15 protein-coding genes and 1 pseudogene are annotated in these 19,292 nt (G+C 69.8%); 11 read left to right on the top strand and 5 right to left on the bottom strand.

The features are described 5' to 3' along the window. Positions 1 to 13: 13 nt before the first annotated feature. Positions 14 to 1,048, bottom strand: a complete 1,035-nt coding sequence (bioB, locus tag A5681_RS18195; RefSeq protein WP_067277970.1) for a biotin synthase BioB — start codon at positions 1,046 to 1,048, stop codon at positions 14 to 16. A gap of 131 nt (positions 1,049 to 1,179) precedes the next feature. Here bioB and A5681_RS27500 point away from each other — a divergent pair, with 131 nt between their 5' ends. The 4 genes from A5681_RS27500 (at position 1,180) to A5681_RS18180 (ending at position 5,001) form a co-directional block, all read left to right on the top strand. After that, positions 1,180 to 1,350 carry a hypothetical protein gene (locus A5681_RS27500; RefSeq protein ID WP_197498641.1) on the top strand — a complete coding sequence of 57 codons (171 nt, stop codon included), beginning with the start codon at positions 1,180 to 1,182 and terminating at the stop codon, positions 1,348 to 1,350. Between the two features lie 88 nt (positions 1,351 to 1,438). Further along, positions 1,439 to 3,283, top strand: a complete 1,845-nt coding sequence (locus A5681_RS18190) for a hypothetical protein (RefSeq protein WP_067277966.1) — start codon at positions 1,439 to 1,441, stop codon at positions 3,281 to 3,283. Between the two features lie 9 nt (positions 3,284 to 3,292). Next, positions 3,293 to 3,652, top strand: coding sequence for a hypothetical protein (locus A5681_RS18185; protein WP_419866336.1), 360 nt, complete (start codon positions 3,293 to 3,295; stop codon positions 3,650 to 3,652). Positions 3,653 to 3,711: 59 nt separating this feature from the next. Continuing rightward, positions 3,712 to 5,001: a hypothetical protein gene (locus tag A5681_RS18180; protein ID WP_231996350.1), complete on the top strand. Its 1,290-nt coding sequence runs from the start codon at positions 3,712 to 3,714 to the stop codon at positions 4,999 to 5,001. Here A5681_RS18180 and A5681_RS18175 read toward each other — a convergent pair. The 4 genes from A5681_RS18175 to A5681_RS18160 form a co-directional block, all read right to left on the bottom strand. Further along, on the bottom strand, positions 4,998 to 5,507 hold the full coding sequence (locus A5681_RS18175) for a 2'-5' RNA ligase family protein (RefSeq protein WP_067277951.1): 510 nt from the start codon (positions 5,505 to 5,507) through the stop codon (positions 4,998 to 5,000). The genes A5681_RS18180 and A5681_RS18175 overlap by 4 nt on opposite strands. After that, positions 5,507 to 6,187, bottom strand: a complete 681-nt coding sequence (gene bioD, locus A5681_RS18170; protein ID WP_067277948.1) for a dethiobiotin synthase — start codon at positions 6,185 to 6,187, stop codon at positions 5,507 to 5,509. The genes A5681_RS18175 and bioD overlap by 1 nt, the downstream gene beginning before the upstream one ends. Further along, positions 6,184 to 7,332, bottom strand: coding sequence for an 8-amino-7-oxononanoate synthase (locus A5681_RS18165; RefSeq protein WP_067277944.1), 1,149 nt, complete (start codon positions 7,330 to 7,332; stop codon positions 6,184 to 6,186). Before A5681_RS18165 ends, bioD begins: the two co-directional genes overlap by 4 nt. A gap of 116 nt (positions 7,333 to 7,448) precedes the next feature. Further along, a complete protein-coding gene (locus tag A5681_RS18160; RefSeq protein ID WP_067277942.1) occupies positions 7,449 to 8,753 on the bottom strand; it encodes an adenosylmethionine--8-amino-7-oxononanoate transaminase in 1,305 nt (434 codons plus the stop codon). Positions 8,754 to 8,815: 62 nt separating this feature from the next. Here A5681_RS18160 and A5681_RS18155 point away from each other — a divergent pair, with 62 nt between their 5' ends. From A5681_RS18155 to A5681_RS27195, 7 genes and pseudogenes are all read left to right on the top strand, one after another. After that, positions 8,816 to 9,268: a hypothetical protein gene (locus A5681_RS18155; RefSeq protein ID WP_067277939.1), complete on the top strand. Its 453-nt coding sequence runs from the start codon at positions 8,816 to 8,818 to the stop codon at positions 9,266 to 9,268. Between the two features lie 312 nt (positions 9,269 to 9,580). After that, positions 9,581 to 10,261, top strand: a pseudogene (gene ripD / locus A5681_RS18150) (NlpC/P60 family peptidoglycan-binding protein RipD); the annotation flags it as partial. A gap of 313 nt (positions 10,262 to 10,574) precedes the next feature. Continuing rightward, complete coding sequence (locus A5681_RS18145) at positions 10,575 to 12,731, top strand: acyltransferase family protein (protein ID WP_067277933.1); 2,157 nt, start codon at positions 10,575 to 10,577, stop codon at positions 12,729 to 12,731. A 34-nt stretch (positions 12,732 to 12,765) separates the two neighbouring features. Continuing rightward, positions 12,766 to 14,958, top strand: coding sequence for a glycogen debranching protein GlgX (gene glgX / locus A5681_RS18140; RefSeq protein ID WP_067277929.1), 2,193 nt, complete (start codon positions 12,766 to 12,768; stop codon positions 14,956 to 14,958). A gap of 3 nt (positions 14,959 to 14,961) precedes the next feature. Next, on the top strand, positions 14,962 to 17,262 hold the full coding sequence (gene treY / locus A5681_RS18135) for a malto-oligosyltrehalose synthase (RefSeq protein ID WP_067277926.1): 2,301 nt from the start codon (positions 14,962 to 14,964) through the stop codon (positions 17,260 to 17,262). Then, entirely contained in the window at positions 17,255 to 18,997 is a 1,743-nt protein-coding gene (gene treZ, locus A5681_RS18130) for a malto-oligosyltrehalose trehalohydrolase (RefSeq protein ID WP_067277922.1), read from the top strand. Before treY ends, treZ begins: the two co-directional genes overlap by 8 nt. Before the next feature lie 52 nt (positions 18,998 to 19,049). After that, positions 19,050 to 19,202 carry a hypothetical protein gene (locus A5681_RS27195; RefSeq protein ID WP_156738041.1) on the top strand — a complete coding sequence of 51 codons (153 nt, stop codon included), beginning with the start codon at positions 19,050 to 19,052 and terminating at the stop codon, positions 19,200 to 19,202. The last annotated feature ends 90 nt before the right edge of the window (positions 19,203 to 19,292 follow it).

Raw genomic sequence — 19,292 nt, 5'->3', positions numbered from 1 at the left:
GTCTCCAAGTCTCTTACAAAGTCGCGTTGAGCGCCTTGATCGGCATCTGCAGGTCGTCGAGCAGTTCCAGATCGGCTTCGGCCGGCCGGCCGAGTGTCGTCAGGTAGTTGCCGACGATGACGGCGTTGATGCCGCCCAGCATGCCCTTCTTGGCGCCCAGGTCACCGAGGGTGATCTCGCGGCCCCCGGCGAACCGCAGCATCGCGCGCGGCAGGGCCAGCCGGAAGGCGGCCACCGACTTCAGCGCCTCGGCCGCCGGCAGCACCTCCAGGTCGCCGAACGGTGTGCCGGGCCGCGGGTTGAGGAAGTTCAGCGGGACCTCGTCGGGCCCCAGCTCGGCCAGCTCGGCGGCGAACTCCGCGCGCTGCTCGAGCGTCTCGCCCATGCCCAGGATGCCGCCGCAGCACACCTCCATGCCGGCGTCGCGCACCATCGACAAGGTCTGCCAACGCTCTTCCCAGGTGTGGGTGGTCACCACGTTGGTGAAGAACGAGCGGGCGGTTTCCAGGTTGTGGTTGTAGCGGTGCACACCCATCTGCGAGAGCTGCTCGACCTGCTCGGCGGTCAGCATCCCCAGCGAGCAGGCGATGTTGATCTCGACCTCGTTGCGGATCGCCTCGATGCCTGCCGCGACCTGGGCCATCAACCGCTCGTCGGGCCCGCGCACGGCGGCCACGATGCAGAACTCGGTGGCGCCGGACTTGGCGGTTTGCTTGGCCGCCTCGACCAGGCTGGGCACGTCCAGGCGGGCGCTGCGCACCGGCGACGCGAACAGTCCCGACTGCGAGCAGAAGTGGCAATCCTCGGGGCAGCCGCCGGTCTTCAGGCTGATGATGCCCTCGACCTCCACCTCGGGGCCGCACCACCGCATCCGCACCTCGTGGGCCAGCGCCAGCAGGTCGTCGAGCCGGTCGTCCGGCAGCTGAAGCACCCGCAGCACCTGCTCGCGGCCCAGCCCCTCGCCGCGCTCGAGCACCTGTTCGCGGGCAACCTCGAGGATGTCTGCGTCGTTGGCGCCGGTCGCCGGTCGAGTTGCCGCTTGAGTCACCAGTACTCCCCTGCATCGTCGGTGGCCGAGCGCGCGGCCTCCTGCCCCACGGTCGTGGCGGCTGTGAATAAAAGTGTTCAAAGTAGGGTAACGGCCGCAGTGCATGCCATCCGCCGGGGTATCTCACTACCATGACCGATCCACACGTCACGTACGTGGCCCACCACATGATCCTGCTGGCGATCCCGGCGTTCCTGCCGGCGATCATCGTCGTCGGCGTGATCCTCTACGTCGCGCTCAAAGACCGCCGTTCCGCCGACGAGTCCGAGGACGCCGGGCAGCTCGACGACGAAAATCGGTGATTGACCGCCCGGCGATTTGGGCATTCCGCTTCGTGCGAGCTGGATCACAGCTCGCCAGGCAGTCGGGCGCTGTTGGGAGGGTTTGACGATGACATCGGCGGAACTCACTTTCGTTGCCGAAGCGCCGGCGCGCGGCGCCGGCCTCAACCAGGTGATCGGGCTGTCGGTCGCGGCCGTGGTCATCGCCGCGGTCATGCTGTGGGTCGGTTATGCCCACCGCACCCATCGCATCGAGTGGCTGACCCGGGTCGCCGACAAGCTGGGCGAAAAGTTCCACCGGCCCAATTGGGTTGCGCTTCCGGTCATGATTTTCACGACATTCATCATCTGCGCCCTATTCGGGTTCATCTGGGACGTCAGCTGGCACATCGGCAACGGGCGCGATCCCGGCCCCTTGGCCAACCCCGCGCACTACTTCATCATCATCGGCCTGTTCGGGATCTTCGTCGCCGGCATGGTCTCGGTCGTGCTGCCGTTCGACAAGCCGGGCCCCGCGGCGGTGCGCATCACGCGCAACTGGTACGCGCCCGTCGGCGGTCTGCTGATGGCCGGCTGCGGCATGTACGCGATGATCGGCTTCCCGCTCGACGACATCTGGCACCGGATCTTCGGTCAAGACGTAACGCTGTGGGGCCCAACACATCTGATGATGATCGGTGGGGCGTGTTTCTCGCTGTTTTCGGTGCTGATGCTGGAGCGTGAGGGCGAGGCGCACGAGGCCGGGGAGGTATTCCACGGCACGTTCATCACGTTCCTGCGGTACCTGTCGTTCGGCGGGTTGTTCATCGGCCTGTCCGTCTATCAGATCGAGTTCGACTTCGGCGTCCCGCAGTTCCGGCTGGTGTTCCAGCCGATGCTGATCGCCGCGGCGTCCGCGCTCGCGGCCGTCGCCGCGCGCCTGACGATGGGGCGCGGCGCCGCGATCATCGCGGCGGTGTTCGCGATCGCGCTGCGGGGCGCGGTGGCGTTGATCGTCGGCCCCATCCTGGGTGCCCCGATCAACTGGTTCCCGCTGTACCTGGGTCCCGCCCTCGTCGTCGAGCTGGTGGCGTTGACCCCGTTGATCAAGCGCCCGCTGGTCTTCGGTGCCGTCGCCGGCCTCGGGGTGGCGACAGTGGGGCTGTGGCTGGAGTCGCTGTGGATCGCGGCGGTGTACCACTACCCGTGGCCGACGAGCATGTGGGGCGAGGCGCTGGCCATGTCGGTGCCGGTCGCCGTCCTGACCGGGGTGTGCGGCGCCATGTTCGGCATGGTGCTCACCGGCGAACGCCTGCCCGGCCGCCGGCTCGGCATCGGCGTCGTGGCGCTGACGGTGCTGGTGATCGGCGTCGCGGTGGCCAACGGGCTGCATATCCGGGTGCCGGAGAAGAACACGGCCACGGTGATGCTGACGGATCTGCCCAGCCCCGCGGGGCAGCGGATGGTGTCGGCCGACGTGATGCTCTCCCCGCCCACGATGGTCAGTGACAGCCCGGACTGGCTGACGATCCTGTCCTGGCAGGGGCGGATGCAGAACGACCGAGGCCTGATCATCGACAAGCTCGCCAAGGTCGGGCCGGGGCACTACCGGTCCACCCAGCCGGTCCCGGTGTGGGGAGACTGGAAGACGCTGTTGCGGGTGCAGGACGGCCGCATGATGACGGCCGTGCCGATCTACGAGCCGGCCGACGACGCCATCCCGGCGCCCGAGGTCCCCGCGGTGGCGAGCAGCACGCGGCCGTTCGTCCTGGAGGTCACGATCCTGCAGCGCGAACGCGACCAGAGCGCGCCGGCTTGGCTGTTCACCGCCGGTGGGATCGTCGTGCTCTTCCTGACCCTGATGGTGATCACCGCCCTCACCTGGGGCGCCGGCCGGATCAACAACTACGAGTCCCTGCCCAAGCGGCCGGAGGAGGAAAAGCACACCGTGCCCGGCACTCCCCAGGCGGCGTGACCGATGGGGATGCGTAGCGCCCTGGCCGCGGCATGGGTGGCGGCCCTTTCGTGCGCGCTGATCGCGTGCGGGGGTTCGCAGAACCAGTCCCCGGCCGCCGCCGGCCCGACGGTCGACGTCACCATCGCCAAGGGGCAGGTGACCCCCACCAACGCCACGCTGCAGGCCAAGGTGCGCCAACAGATCACGCTGCGCGTGACCAGTGACGCCCCCGACGAGCTGCACGTGCACTCGACGCCCGACCACAAGTTCCCGGTGGCCGCGGCGCCGAATCAAACCTTCCAGTTCGCCGTCGACGTGCCCGGCAACGTCGAGGTGGAGCTGCACCACCTGGACCGCACGATCGCGACCATCCAAGTCCAGCCGTGAGTGCCCGCGCGGTCCTCGCGCACGGGCTGGGCGGATCCGGCGACCTTCCGGTGCCGTATATGTACGCGATGGTCGGCGCGGCGTGGGCGCTGACGTTCACCTTCGCGCTGGTCGCCTTCGCGTGGCGGCGGCCCCGGTTCGATCCCGGCAAGCCGGGCCGTGCGCTGCCGGCGGTGGTGACCGCGGTCGTCGACGCGCGGGCGACGCGGTGGACGGCGGCCGCGCTCGGCCTGATCCTCGCGGCGTGGGCGGTGGCGGCCGGGGTGTGGGGCCCGCGGTCGGAGGCCAACGCCTTGCTCGGCGTGTTCTACGTCCTGCTGTGGGTCGGCCTGGTGGCGCTGTCGCTGCTGATCGGGCCGTTCTGGCGGGTCGTCTCGCCGATGCGGACCGTCTATCTGCTGCTCCGCCGCGCCACGCCGCAGCGCCTGCACTCCCCGCGGCTGTCCTACCCCGAAGGGTGGGGCTACCGCCCGGCCGCCCTTGGCCTGTTCGCGTTCGTCTGGATGGAACTGGCCAGCCCGAACCCGGCGTCGCTGCCGTGGGTGCGGGCGTGGCTGGCCGTCTACGCCGCGGCCATGCTGGTGGGCGCCTGGTTGAGCGGCCAGCGCTGGCTGGCCCGGGCCGACCCCTTCGGGGTGTACAGCATGGCCGTTTCGCGCCTGTCGCCGTTTCGCCGCAACGCGGACAGTGGGCGAATCGTGGTGGGCAACCCGCTCGACCATTTGCCGTCGCTGCCGGTGCGGCCCGGCGTGGTGGTGCTGCTCGCGGTGCTGCTCGGGTCCACCGCGTTCGACAGCTTCTCGTCGTCGCCGACGTGGCGCGGTTTCGCCGATGGGCTCTCCCCCATGGGCCTGCCGCCGGCGGCGGCGTCGTCGCTGCTGCGGACGCTCGGCCTGATCGTATTCATTTCCGTTGTCGCCGTGACGTTTTCGCTTGCCGCACGAGCGACGGGCGGCGTGGATCGCGACCAGCGCCGCGCCCTGCCCGGGCAGATGGCGCATTCCCTGATCCCCATCGTGGTGGGCTACATCTTCGCCCACTACCTGACCTACCTCGTCGAGCGCGGGCAGCAGGCCGTGTTCGCGTTGGCCGACCCCTTCGGCCGCGGCTGGAACGTGCTGGGGCTGGCGCATCAGCAGGTCGCCTACGTGCTGTCCACCCATCCGCCGGTGCTGGCCGGGATCAAGGTGGCGTGCGTGGTGACCGGCCACATCCTGGCGGTGATCGCCGCCCACGACAGGGCGCTACGGCTGCTTCCCCGCGGCCACCAGCTCACCGGCCAGCTGACGATGATGCTGGTCATGGTCGGGTACACGTTTACCGGCCTGTACCTGCTGTTCGGCGGTTAGCCGATCAGGTAGTCGACCTTCTTCTCGCCGTTCCAGTGCCGCAGGGCGGCGAAGCTGCCCTCGAGGAGGGCGGGCCGCCCCGCGATGCGCAGCGCGCGGCTCAGCGCCGGCCCGCCGACGCGGCGGGCCAGCGTGACGTGCGGCGTCCACTGGCCGGGCAGGCTGGTGGGGGCCGGCGCCGGGGCCAGGTACTCGCCGCACAGCCGGTGCACTTCCGCGTGAAAGCCGAGCAGTTCGGCCGTCGGCACGATCAGCCGGGCCAGGATCGCGTTGGACCGTCCGAGCAGCAATGACGCGCCGACGGCGCAGCGCAGTGGCAGCCGCTCGGTGAGGGGCCGCAGCGCGGCGTCGGCCTCCTCGGCGATGCGGTCGGCCACCGCGAGCGTGACGTGCGGCCGCCCGGCCGGCGATTGGCTTTGAATCCCGGCGCCCGCCAATGCATCCCATAGCCCACGGATCGTCGCCTCGGTCTCGCCGTCGAACAGCAGCTCGATCGAATGCACCATCAGCGCACCAGCGCGGTGACCCAGTCGCGGTCGAACGCCGCCGCGCTCATGTCCGCGAACTGCGCCGCGCCCATCGCCCCGGCTCCCGCCGGCAGGGCGGCCCGCACCGGACCCAGCCGGTTCAGGGCGACGCGGTTCGAAGTCTCCGCCGGCCCCGGCCGGGACGGCCAGCTGCCGATGACCAGCCCCGCACACGAAACACCTTGCGCGGCAAGCGCTTCCAGAGTGAGCGCGGTGTGGTTGAGGGTGCCCAGTTCCGCGCTGACCGCGACCAGCGCCGCGGCGCCCAGCTCGACGGCGAGGTCACGCAGGGTGACGCCGCCGGCGGCGAGTTCGACCAGCAGCCCGCCGGCGCCTTCCACCAGCGTCAGCCGCCCCGGGCGGTCAAGCCCGGCGATGAGCCGCAGCAGCTGGTCGCCGGTGGGCAGCGCGGCGCCGGCCAGTTCGGCCGCGGCGGCCGGCGCCAGCGGTTGGGGATAGCGGGCGAGCCCGGCCAGCTCGGTCGCGCCGGACAGCCGGGCGACCTCGGCGAGGTCGTCGTCGCCCGCGTCGGTGCCGGTCTGAACCGGTTTGCAGACCGCCACGTCGATGCCGGCCCGGCGGGCGTGGCAGGCCAGGGCCGCGGTGACGACGGTCTTGCCGACCCCGGTGCCCGTTCCGGTGACGACCAGGACGGTCAAGGGCGCGTCGCAGCGAGGACGTCGGTGAGCACCCGACGGGCGATCCCGAGTTCGGCCGCGTCCAGCGACGCGCGCGCGGTCAGCCGCAGCCGCGACGTCCCGGCGGGCACCGTCGGGGGCCGGAAGCAGCCCACCCTCACGCCGGCGTCCAGGCAGGCGGTCGCGGCCGCAAGCGCCACCTCCGGGTCGCCCAGGATCACCGACACCACCGCAGACTGCGGGGCGTCGGGAACGTCGCACGCCTCGGCCAGGGCGCGGGCATGCCGCAACACCGCCTCGGGTCGCCATGGCTCGGCCCGCAGCACGGTCAGTGCGGCGCGCGCGGCGCCCACGGCGGCGGGAGCCAGGCCGGTGTCGAAGATGAACGTCCGCGCCGCGTCGATCAGGTGCGCCCGCACCGCGGCCGGTCCGAGCACCACGCCGCCCTGGCTGCCCAGCGCCTTGGACAGGGTCGTGGTCATCACCACGTCGGACGCGCCCGCCAGCCCGAGTTCGTGCAGCAACCCGCGACCGCCACCGCGTACCCCCAGGCCGTGGGCCTCGTCGACGATCAGCAACGCGCGGTGGCGGCGGCAGGTCTCGTGCAGCTCGCGCAGCGGCGCCAGGGCGCCGTCGGCGCTGAACACCGACTCGGTGATGACGACGGCGCGCTCCTCGTCGCGGGCGCCGAGGGCGGCCTCCACGGCGTCGACGTCGCGGTGCGGCGTGACCACCACCCGGGCCCGCGACAGCCGGCAGGCGTCGACCAGCGATGCGTGCGAGAGGGCGTCGGACACCAGCAGCGAGCCCCGGCCCGACAGGCCGACGACGGCGCCCAGGTTGGCCGCGTACCCGGACGAGAACAGCAGGCCCGCCGAGACGCCGACGTATTCGGCGAGCTCGGACTCGAATTGCTGGTGCAGTTCGGTGTCGCCGGTGACCAGCCGGGATCCGGTGGCCCCGGCGCCCCACATGCGCAGCGCGGCCACGCCGCCCTCGATCACGTCGGGATGCTGGGACAGGCCCAGATAGTCGTTGGACGCCAGATCGAGCTCGGTGGCGACGGGCGGGCGGGGCCGCAGCGAGCGACGCAGGCCGGCCTCGCGGCGCTGCTTCTCCACCGCCTCCAGCCAGGCCAGCGGGGAAGTCTCGATCGGTGCCCTCATCGGGGATCAGCCTAGTGGCGACCGCGAGCGCGGCGTTGCCGGGCGCTGCGGGTCGGCACCGTCAGCCCAGTGGCGACCGCGAGCGCGGCGTTGCCGGGCGCTGCGGGTCGGCGCCGTCAGGCTACGAGCCGCGCGACGTCGACCATCGCCGAGGTGATCCGGGCGATCTCATCCGGCGGGCAGACGTAGGGCGGCATCGCGTAGATCAGGTTGCGGAAGGGGCGCAGCCAGACGCCGCGGTCCAGGGCCGCCGGGGTGGCGACGGCCAGGTCGACCGGGCGGGCGCACTCGATGACGCCGATCCCGCCGCACACCCGCACGTCGATGACGCCGGGCAGCGCCCGGGCGGGCTCGAGCCCGTCGGCCAGGCCGGCGGCGATCTCGGTGACCCGCGCGCGCCAGTCTTGGTCGAGCAGCAGCTCGACGCTGGCCACCGAAACCGCGCAGGCCAGCGGGTTGGCCATGAAGGTGGGCCCGTGCATCAGCGCGCCGGCCTCGCCGGCGCTGATGGTGTGCGCGATGTCGGTGCTGCACAGCGTGGCCGCCAGGGTGACGTACCCGCCGGTCAACGCCTTGCCCACGCACATGATGTCCGGGCTCACCCCGGCGTGGTCGGCCGCGAACAGCTCGCCGGTGCGGCCGAAGCCGGTGGCGATCTCGTCGAAGATCAGCAGCACGTCGTGCCGGCGGCACAACTCGCGCAGGTCGCGCAGGTAGCGGGGGTCGTGGAAGCGCATCCCGCCCGCGCCCTGCACCACCGGTTCGACGATGACGGCCGCCAGTTCGCCGGCGTGCTCGGCGAGCTGCTGCTCGAACGCCGCACTGTAGGCGGGGTCGTAGTCGCGCGGGACCTGCGGGGCGAACACCTGGCGGGCCAGGATGTCGGTCCACAGGTTGTGCATGCCGCCGTCGGGATCGCAGACGCTCATCGGTGTGAAGGTGTCGCCGTGGTAGCCGCCCCGCCACGTCATCAGCCGGTGCTTGTCGGGCCGACCCCGGCTGCGCCAGTACTGCAGCGCCATCTTGACCGCGACCTCGACGGACACCGATCCGGAGTCGCTGAAGAAGACGGTGTCCAAGCCGGCCGGGGTGATGTCCACCAGCAACTGCGCCAGCCGGGCGGCCGGCTCGTGGGTGAGCCCGCCGAACATCACGTGGTTCATGACGCCCAGCTGCGCGGTCAGCGCCGCGTCCAGCACAGGGTGGCCGTGCCCGTGGATCGCGGTCCACCACGAGCTCATCGCGTCGAGCGCCTCGATCGGCTCGCCGTCCCGGATCAGCGTCAGGACGGCGCCCCGCGCGGCGACCGCGACCACCGGCGCGACGGCTTCGCTGCCGATGGTGCTGTACGGGTGCCACAGGTGCGCGGCGTCGATCGCGCTGATCTGCTCGGGGGTCAACCCGGCGCTCGCCGCGGGCATAGTGATCGAGGGTAAAGCAGCCAAGTCGCATAACGGCCGCCCATCGGGGAGCATGGGGTTTGATGGCTACGCCGAACACGCCCGGTGAACCCGCTGCGGGCACCCCTTCGACCGCGACGACGCATTCGCTGCTGGCCAATTACGACGACGAAGCGCCGCGGGTGATCCGGGTGCGGCTGGCGCCGTGGGACGTCGCCTGCACCGTCGCGCTGCTGGCCCTGCTCCTCGTTCTGGCCACCGCGACGGCGTGGCCGGACCGGCTCTTCGGCTTCCTCGAGCACGTATGCGCCGACGAGACGTGCGGGCCGGTGCCGTTCGGCGTCGATTACTACATCCGCCCGATCGTGTGGGGCGGCATCGGGGCCGCGATCGCCGCCGCGGTCCTCGGCCCGATCGTGTCGCTGCTGAAGGGCTGGTACATGTCCTTCTGGCCGGTCCTGGCCCTCACGCTGACCTTGCTCAGCGCCGTCGTCGGTTCGCTGCTCACGGTCTTCAGCGAACGCTATTGGGCGTAGCCGCGCCGGCTTAGCGGCGCGGGCGACGCCCGCCCGACTGAGACCGAAATCACAACTGCGCACCAGGATTTGGGCCGCCCAGTCACCGTCCGGTCACGTTACGACAAAAAATCCCGCCGGGCCCTGGCGGCTAACAACTTCTGTTGTCAGAGTGGCTGCAGTGACTGATGTGAAACAGGACCGCTGTTCACATCCGCAAGTGTCATGCAGCGGCGTCGGTCCCAACGGGGAGGCTGTCGCCCAGTCATGGATCGGCGGCGGACGCGTGAAGTCACCGCGCTGAGGCCAGTGAGCCCCTGAGAGGCCAAGACAATGAAACGCATCTACGCCTTCGCGATCGGTTTGGCGATCCTGGCGGCGCCGATGGCCGCGCCCGTGGTCGCTTCCGCCGACCCGGGCATCCGGCCGATGGACTATCAGCAGGCCGCCGACGTGGTGATCGCGCGCGGGCTGTCGCAGCGCGGCGTGCCGTTCTCCTGGGCCGGCGGCGGGATCAACGGACCGACCCGCGGCACCGGGACGGGCATCAACACCGTCGGCTTCGACGCGTCGGGCCTGATGCAGTACGCGTACGCCGGCGCCGGCATCAAGCTGCCGCGCTCGTCCGGGGCGATCTACAAGGTCGGCCAGAAGGTGCTGCCGCAGCAGGCGCAAAAGGGCGACATGATCTTCTACGGTCCCGAGGGCACGCAGAGCGTCGCGATGTACCTGGGTAACAACCAGATGCTCGAGGTGGGCGACGTCGTCCAGGTGTCGCCGGTGCGCGCCAACGGCATGGCCCCCTACCTGGTCCGCGTCCTCGGGGTTCAGCCGGCGCCGGTCCAGCAGCTGCCGCAGCAGGCTCCCACGCAGGTCCCGGCGCAGCAAGCCCCGGTGCAGCAGCCACCGGCGCAGCAACTCCCGACGCAGCAAGCCCCGGTGCAGCAAACCCCATTGCAGCAACCGCCGCTGCAGCAACTGCCGACGCAACAGGCGCCCGTGCAGCAGGCCCCGCTGCAGCAGCAGTCCGGGCAGCTCCCGTTGCAGCAAGCGCCGGTGCAGCAAGCCCCGCTACCGCAGGCCCCGCTGCAGCAGGCGCCGGTGCAGCGGATGCCGGTGCAGCAGGCGCCGGTCCAGCAGCTGCCCACTCAGCAACTTCCGATGCCGCAGGCACCGGTGCAGCTGCTGCCGCCGCAGCAATCGCCGTTCCTCCCGCCCGCCGCCGGCACCGCCCGGTAATTTCCCCGCCCTTCGGGGGACGCTCGAGCGCCGCCACCTGCTCCTAAACCGGAGCGGGTGGCGGTTTTCGGTAAATTAGCGGTCGATCATGCCGACCCTGTCCCCGTCTCCCCAACCGGTCGCGACCGCGGAACCGGCGGGTACGGCAGCGCGCAATCCGGGGTTCTATCGCTATGACCTCGACGGCCTGCGCGGCATCGCCATCGCGCTGGTGGCCGTCTTCCACATCTGGTTCGGCCGGGTCTCCGGCGGCGTCGACGTGTTCTTGGCCCTGTCCGGATTCTTCTTCGGCGGCAAGATCATCCGCGCGGCACTGAATCCCGCCGTCACCCTGTCCCCGGTGGCGGAGGTGGTCCGGCTCGTGCGCCGCCTGGTGCCCGCCCTGGTCGTGGTGCTGGCCGGCTGCGCGGTGTTGACCATCCTGGTGCAACCCGAGACGCGGTGGGAGACCTTCGCCGACCAAAGCCTGGCCAGCCTCGGCTACTACCAGAACTGGGAACTCGCCAACTCAGCGTCGGACTACCTGCGCGCGGGCGAGGCCGTCAGCCCCCTGCAGCACATCTGGTCCATGTCGGTGCAGGGCCAGTTCTACGTCGGCTTCCTGCTGGTGATCGCCGCGTGCGCATACCTGTTCGGGCGACCGCTGGGCCCCCGGCTGCGCACCCTGTTCCTGGTGCTGCTGACGGCGCTGACGGTGGCGTCGTTCGTCTACGCGATCGTCGCGCATCAGGACGACCAGGCGGCCGCCTACTACAACAGCTTCGCGCGCGGCTGGGAGTTGTTACTCGGCGCGCTGGTCGGTGCGCTGGTGCCGGCCATCCGCTGGCCGATGTGGTTGCGAACGGCCGTGGCCACCCTGGCGCTGGCGGCGATCGTCTCGTGCGGGGCGCTGATCGACGGCGTCAAGGAATTCCCCGGTCCGTGGGCCCTGGTGCCCGTCGGGGCCACCATGCTGATGATCCTGGCGGGGGCCAACCTGCAAGGCGACCCCGGTGCCACCGACCGGCTGCCGCTGCCGAATCGCCTGCTGGCGGCCGGGCCGCTGGTCGCGCTGGGCGCGATGGCGTATTCCCTCTACCTGTGGCACTGGCCGCTCCTGATCTTCTGGCTCTCGTTCAGCGGTCACCGGCACGCCGACTTCGTCGAAGGCGCCGCCGTGTTGCTCGTCTCCGGGTTGCTGGCCTACCTGACCACCCGGCTCGTCGAGGACCCCCTGCGCTACCGGACCGCCGGGAAGTCACCGGCGCCCGCGCCCGCGTGGCTGGCGCGCCTGCCCAGGCCGACGATGGCGCTGGGGACGGCGATCGTGCTGCTCGGCGTCACGCTCACCGCGACGTCGTTCACGTGGCGCCAGCACGTCACCGTCCTGCGGGCCGCGGGCAAGGAGCTCAGCGTGCTCAACCCGCAGGACTACCCGGGCGCGCGCGCCCTGACCGAACGCGTGCGGGTGCCCGCGTTGCCCATGCGCCCCAGCGTGCTGGAGGTCAAGGAGGATCTGCCGGTCTCCACCCGGGACGGTTGCATCAGCGACTTCGTCAACCCGGCGGTGGTTGCCTGCACCTACGGCGACGTGGCCGGCGACCGCACGATCGCGCTGGCGGGCGGGTCCCACGCCGAACACTGGCTGCCCGCACTCGACGTGCTCGGCAAGATGCATCACTTCAAAGTGGTGACGTACCTCAAGATGGGCTGCCCGTTGTCCACCGAGGAAGTCCCGTTGATCATGGGCAACAACGCCGCCTACCCGCAGTGCCGGGAGTGGGTGGAACAGACAATGGACCGGTTGATCGCCGACCGTCCCGACTACGTGTTCACCACCACGACCCGGCCGTGGAACATCAAGCCCGGCGACGTGATGCCGGCGACCTACATCGGAATCTGGCAGCGGTTCTCGGACAACAACATTCCGATCCTCGGCATGCGCGACACCCCATGGCTGGTCAAGAACGGCCAGCCGTTCGACCCGGCGGATTGCCTGGCCAAGAAGGGTGGAAGCCCCCAGTCGTGCGCGATCAAGCGTTCCGACGCGCTGTCCGACCGCAATCAGACCCTCGACTTCGTCACACAATTCCCGCTGCTGAAGGTGCTCGACATGTCCGACGCGATCTGCCGCGCCGACGTGTGCCGGCCGGTCGAGGGAAACGTGCTGATCTACCACGGCGCCCACCACCTGACCCCCACTTACGTGCGGACCATGGTGGGCGAATTGGGCCGTCAGATCGCCGCCAACACCGGTTGGTGGTGACGCGCCCCGGGGCCCCGCTCGCGGATAAGGTCAGATGGTGCCGACCGACAATCACGCTTCAGAAGCAGGCGTACCTGGTAACCGACAACCGAAACTGGCGACCGTCTGGCCGGGGAACCCGTATCCCCTTGGCGCCTCCTATGACGGCGCGGGGACGAACTTTTCGTTGTTCTCCGAGATCGCCGAGAAGGTCGAGCTGTGCCTGATCGACGACGCCGGGGCCGAGTCACGGATTCCCCTCGACGAGGTCGACGGCTACGTGTGGCACGCCTATCTGCCCAACATCTCCCCGGGCCAGCGCTACGGATTCCGGGTCTACGGCCCCTTCGACCCGGCGGCCGGGCACCGGTGCGACCCGAGCAAGCTGCTGCTCGACCCTTACGGCAAGGCCTTCCACGGGGATTTCAACTTCGGGCAGGCGCTGTTCTCCTACGACCTGAAGGCCGTGCATCCCGACGGTGACGACGCCGACCCCGGGACGCCGCCGATGGTCGACTCGCTGGGCCACACCATGACCAGCGTGGTGAGCAATCCCTTCTTCGACTGGGGCTCGGACCGTTCGCCGCTCACCCCGTACCACGAGACGGTCATCTACGAGGCCCACGTGAAGGGAATGACGCAAACCCACCCGGGCATCCCGCCCGAACTGCGCGGCACCTACGCCGGGCTGGCGCACCCGGTGATCATCGACTATCTGAAGTCGCTCAACGTCACCGCGCTGGAGCTGATGCCGGTGCACCAGTTCATGCACGACTCGAGGCTGCTGGACCTTGGCTTGCGAAACTACTGGGGCTACAACACTTTCGGGTTCTTCGCTCCGCACAACCAGTACGCGGCCAATCGCACCTCCAGCGTCGCCGAGTTCAAATCGATGGTCCGCAGCCTGCACGAGGCCAACATCGAGGTGATCCTCGACGTGGTGTACAACCACACCGCCGAGGGCAACCACCTCGGGCCGACCATCAATTTCCGCGGCATCGACAACGCGGCCTACTACCGGCTCGTCGACACCGACCTGCGGCTGTACAAGGACTACACCGGCACGGGCAACAGCCTCAACCCCCGTCACCCGCACGTGCTGCAGCTCATCATGGACTCGCTGCGCTACTGGGTGACCGAGATGCACGTCGACGGCTTTCGTTTCGACCTCGCCGCCACGCTGGCCCGCGAGCTGCACGACGTCGATCGACTGAGCGCGTTCTTCGACCTGGTACAGCAGGATCCGATCGTCAGCCAGGTCAAATTGATCGCCGAACCGTGGGACGTCGGCGAGGGTGGCTACCAAGTCGGAAATTTCCCGGGTTTGTGGACCGAGTGGAACGGGAAGTATCGCGATACTGTGCGTGACTACTGGCGGGGCGAGCCCGCGACCCTAGGCGAGTTCGCGTCCCGGCTGACCGGGTCGTCGGACCTCTACGAGGCGACCGGCCGGCGCCCCAGCGCCAGCATCAACTTCGTCACCGCCCACGACGGGTTCACGCTCAACGACCTGGTCTCCTACAACGAGAAACACAACCTGGCCAACGGCGAGGACAACCGGGACGGCGAAAGCCACAACCGCTCCTGGAACTGCGGCGTCGAGGGGCCCACCGACGACCCGGACATCTTGGCGCTGCGCCGTCGCCAGATGCGCAACTTCTGGGCGACGCTGATGCTCAGCCAGGGCACGCCGATGATCGCGCACGGCGACGAACTCGGCCGCACCCAGAACGGCAACAACAACGTGTACTGCCAGGACTCCGAATTGTCTTGGATGGATTGGTCATTGGTCGACAAGAACTCCGACCTGCTGGCCTTCGCGCGCAAGGTGACCACGTTGCGCAAGACCCATCCGGTGTTCCGTCGGCGCCGGTTCTTCGAGGGCGAGCCGATCCGCAGCGGCGACGAGGTGCGCGACATCGCCTGGCTGAACCCGAGCAGCCGAGAGATGACGCACGAGGACTGGGGCGAAAGCATTCACAAATGTGTGGCGGTGTTCCTCAACGGTGAGGCCATTACCGCGCCCAACGCGCGCGGCGAACGGGTCGTCGATGACTCGTTCCTGTTGTGCTTCAACGCCGGCGAAGAACCCGTGGAGTTCGTGATGCCGAACGACGACTATGCGCAGGAGTGGACCGTGGAACTGGACACCAACCACCCGACGGGTGACGCCGACCAGGTGGTGAATGCCGAAGAGAAGGTCTCGCTGCCCGGGCGTTCCCTTCTGGTTTTACGTAAGACCATGTGACGCATGCCCTTTCCAATACTTTCGACCTACCGGTTGCAGCTGCGCGGTGAGGCCAGCGGGTTCGCGTTCACCTTCGCCGACGCGGAGAACCTGCTGGACTACCTGGACGAACTCGGGGTGTCCCACGTCTACCTGTCCCCGATCATGACCGCGGCCACCGGGTCGAACCACGGCTACGACGTCACCGACCCGACGACCGTCTCCCCCGAACTGGGTGGTCGCGAAGGGCTGGAGCGGCTGTCGGCCGCGGCGCGGCAGCGCGGCATCGGCCTGATCGTCGACATCGTGCCCAATCACGTCGGGATCGACCAGCCCCAACAGAACGCGTGGTGGTGGGACGTGTTGCGGAACGGCCGGTCTTCGGACTACGCAACGTATTTCGACATCGACTGGGACCTCGACGAGGACGGCCGCATCGTGCTGCCGATCCTGGGTTCCGACGACGACGCGGCCGAGCTGAAGGTGGACGGGGACCTGCTGCGGCTCGGTGACCTGGCCCTGCCCATCGCGCCCGGCACCGGCGACGGCACCGGGCCCGAGGTGCACGACCGCCAGCACTACCGGCTGGTGGGCTGGCGCAACGGCGTGTGCGGCTACCGGCGCTTCTTCTCGATCACCTCCCTGGCCGGGCTGCGCCAGGAAGACCGCGCCGTGTTCGACGCCACCCACGCCGAGGTCGCCCGGTGGGCCGCCGAGGGCCTCGTCGACGGTGTGCGCATCGACCATCCCGACGGGCTGTCCGACCCCTGCGGCTACCTCGCGTGGTTGCGCGAATCGGTTGGGCCGCAAACCTGGATCGTGATCGAGAAGATCCTGGCGGTCGACGAGGCGCTCGAACCCACGCTGCCCATCGGGGGCACCACCGGGTACGACGTGCTGCGGGAGATCGGCGGGGTCTTCGTCGACCCCAGCGGCGCGCCCGCGCTCACCGAACTCGTCGAATCGGCGGGGCTGGATTACGGCTCCACGCCGGAGATGTTGGCGGACCTGAAGTTTCGCGCGGCCACCGATACGCTCGCGAGCGAATTGCGCCGCCTGCGCCGCGCCATCGTGGCGGCGGCCGGCGCGGACCACCCGCAGCTGCCCGAAGCGGTCGCGGCGCTGCTCACCCATATCGGGGTCTACCGCTGCGACTACCCCGGGCTGTCCGCGATCATGCCCACAGCGCTGGACGAAACGCAGGCGCAGTCACCGGAATTGGGGCCGGCCCTGCAGGTGCTCGCCGCCGCGCTGGCCCGGGGCGGCGAGCCGGCCACCCGGCTGCAGCAACTCTGCGGTGCGGTGACCGCCAAAGCGACCGAGGACTGCTACTTCTACCGTGACGCGCGGTTGGTGTCGCTCAACGAGGTCGGTGGTGAGCCGCATCGCTTCGGTGTCGGCGCGGCCGAGTTCCACCAGCGCGCGGCCACCCGCATCCGCCTGTGGCCGCACACCATGACGACGCTGACCACCCACGACACCAAGCGCGGCGAGGACGTGCGGGCCAGGATCGGGGTGCTCTCGCAGGTGCCGTCGCTGTGGACGGAGTTCGTCGCCCGCTGGGAGGTCGAGGCACCCTCCCCCGACCCGGCCACCGGACAGTTCCTGCTACAGAACATCTTCGGCGTCTGGCCGGTCAGCGGCGAAGTGAGTACCGAGCTGCGCGAGCGGCTGCACAACTACGCCGAGAAGGCCATCCGGGAGGCGGCGTGGCATACCTCCTGGAACGATCCGGACACCGAGTTCGAGGACGCGGTGCACCGGTGGCTGGACGGTGTGTTCGACGGCCCGGTGGCGGGCCAGCTGACCGAGCTCGTCGCCCAGCTCAACCCGCATGCCTCCAGCGACGCGCTGGGCCAGAAGCTGCTCGCCCTGACCGTCCCGGGGATACCCGACGTCTACCAGGGCACCGAGCTGTGGGACGACAGCCTGGTAGATCCGGACAATCGCCGGGCCGTCGACTACGCCGCCCGCCGCGCCGCGCTGAAGGCCTTGGAGCATCCCAAGATTCGGGTGGTCACCACCGCGCTTCGGGTGCGACGCGCCCACCCGGACACCTTCCTGCGCGGCGACTACGTTCCCGTGCTGGCCGACGGCGACGCCGCCGATCACGTGCTGGCCTTCCGCCGCGGTGAGGACATCGTGGTCGCGGTGACCCGTTGGACGGTGCGCCTGACCGAAACCGGTTGGGGCAACACCGTGCTGGCGCTGCCGGAGGGCACCTGGAAAGACGCGCTCACCGGTGTCATCGCGGACGGGCCGACGGCGGCGGCCCAGTTGTTCGCCGAGCTGCCCGTCGTGCTGCTGGAGCGCCACCATGACTGAATTCCGCGTCTGGGCACCCAAACCGGAGCGGGTCCGGCTCGACGTCGAGGGCCAGGTGCACCCGATGACGCGCGCCGACGACGGCTGGTGGCATGCGTCGGTGGACTCGGCCGCGGACGCCCGCTACGGGTTCCTGCTCGACGACGATCCCACGGTGCTGCCCGACCCGCGTTCGCCCCGCCAGCCCGACGGCGTGCACGCCCGCTCGCAGCTGTGGGACCCGGCGAGCGCCGCCTGGACCGACGCCGAGTGGCAGGGGCGGCCGGTCGACGGTGCGGTGATCTACGAATTGCACCTCGGCACCTTCACCCCCGCGGGGACCCTCGACTCGGCCATTGAGAAGCTCGACTACCTGGTGGATCTCGGCGTCGACTTCGTCGAGCTGATGCCGGTGAATTCCTTTGCCGGAACGCATGGCTGGGGTTACGACGGCGTGCTGTGGTACAGCGTGCACGAGCCCTACGGCGGCCCCGACGCCCTGGTGCGGTTCGTCGACGCCTGTCACGCGCGGGGCCTGGGCGTCCTGATCGACGCGGTGTTCAACCACCTCGGCCCGTCCGGCAACTACCTGCCCAAGTTCGGCCCATACCTGTCGTCGGCGAGCAACCCGTGGGGCGAAGGCATCAACATCGCCGACGCCGACTCCGACGAGGTCCGGCGTTACATCATCGGGTGCGCGCTGCGCTGGATGCGTGACTTCCACGCCGACGGGCTGCGCCTGGACGCCGTGCACGCCCTGGTGGACACGACGGCCATCCACATCCTCGAGGAGCTCGCGACCGAAACCGATTGGCTGTCAAGACAGCTGGGCCGTCCGCTGTCGCTGATCGCCGAGAGCGATCTGAATGACCCGCGGCTGATCACCGCGCGCGACCGGGGCGGTTACGGCCTGACGGCGCAATGGGCCGACGACATCCACCACGCCATCCACACCGCGGTGTCCGGCGAGCGCCAGGGCTACTACGCCGACTTCGGCAGCCTGGCCACCCTGGCGCAAACCCTGCGCCACGGCTATTTTCACGCCGCCACCTATTCGTCGTTCCGGCGCCGCCGCCACGGCCGCCCCTTGGACACCACCGCGGAGTCAGGAATCCCCGGCACCCGGCTGGTCGCGTACACCTGCACCCATGACCAGGTCGGCAACCGGGCGCTCGGGGACCGCCCGTCGCAGAACCTCTCCGGCGGCCAGCTGGCGATCAAGGCCGCGCTCGCGCTCGGAACGCCGTTCACCGCAATGCTTTTCATGGGCGAGGAGTATGCGGCGTCGACTCCGTTCCAGTTCTTCAGCTCGCATCCCGAGCCCGAACTGGCCAAGGCCACCGCGGAGGGGCGCAAGGCCGAGTTCGCCGAACACGGCTGGGACGCCGACGAGATCCCCGATCCCCAGGATCCGCAGACGTTCGAACGCTCGAAACTCGACTGGGCCGAGGTGGACTCCGGCGAGCACGGCCGACTGCACCGGTTCTACCGCGACCTGATCGCGTTGCGGCGCCACGACCCCGACCTCGCCGATCCGTGGCTGGCGCATCTCGCGGTCGACTTCGACGAGGAGCAACGCTGGATCAGCGTGGCACGCGGCCGGTTGCGCATCGTGTGCAACCTCGGCCCCGAGGCGGTGACGGTGCCCGTCGCGGGTGACGTGGTGCTGGCGTGGGGCGAGCCCGTGGTCGAAGCCGACAAGACGGTGCTCCAAGGGCATTCGCTCGCCGTACTCGCGGTGCGCGAGCAGAGCTGATGCCTGTGGACAACGGTGCGCGGCCCGGCGCGCGACGGCCGATGATTCACCGATGGACCAATCCGTATTCGGCCGGTGGATCGGCTTGCTGAGGAAGAAACAGCCGGTTTCGGCTCCGCTCGTCCCGCCCGACGAGGCGCCGCCGCAACGCAGCGTGGAGCTGTTGTGGACCGGCCCCGGCCTTGGCCGCACCGAAGGAATCTGACGGGGGGCCTAGATGTACTCGGCAGTCAGGTTGGTGACAGTCGGCTGATCGGGGGTTTACCTCCAATGGCTGAGTGGCGTCGTTGATTGT

The organism is Mycobacterium scrofulaceum (assembly GCF_001667885.1).
GTDB lineage: Bacteria > Actinomycetota > Actinomycetes > Mycobacteriales > Mycobacteriaceae > Mycobacterium > Mycobacterium scrofulaceum_C.
This window is presented reverse-complemented; position numbering and strand designations above follow the sequence as displayed.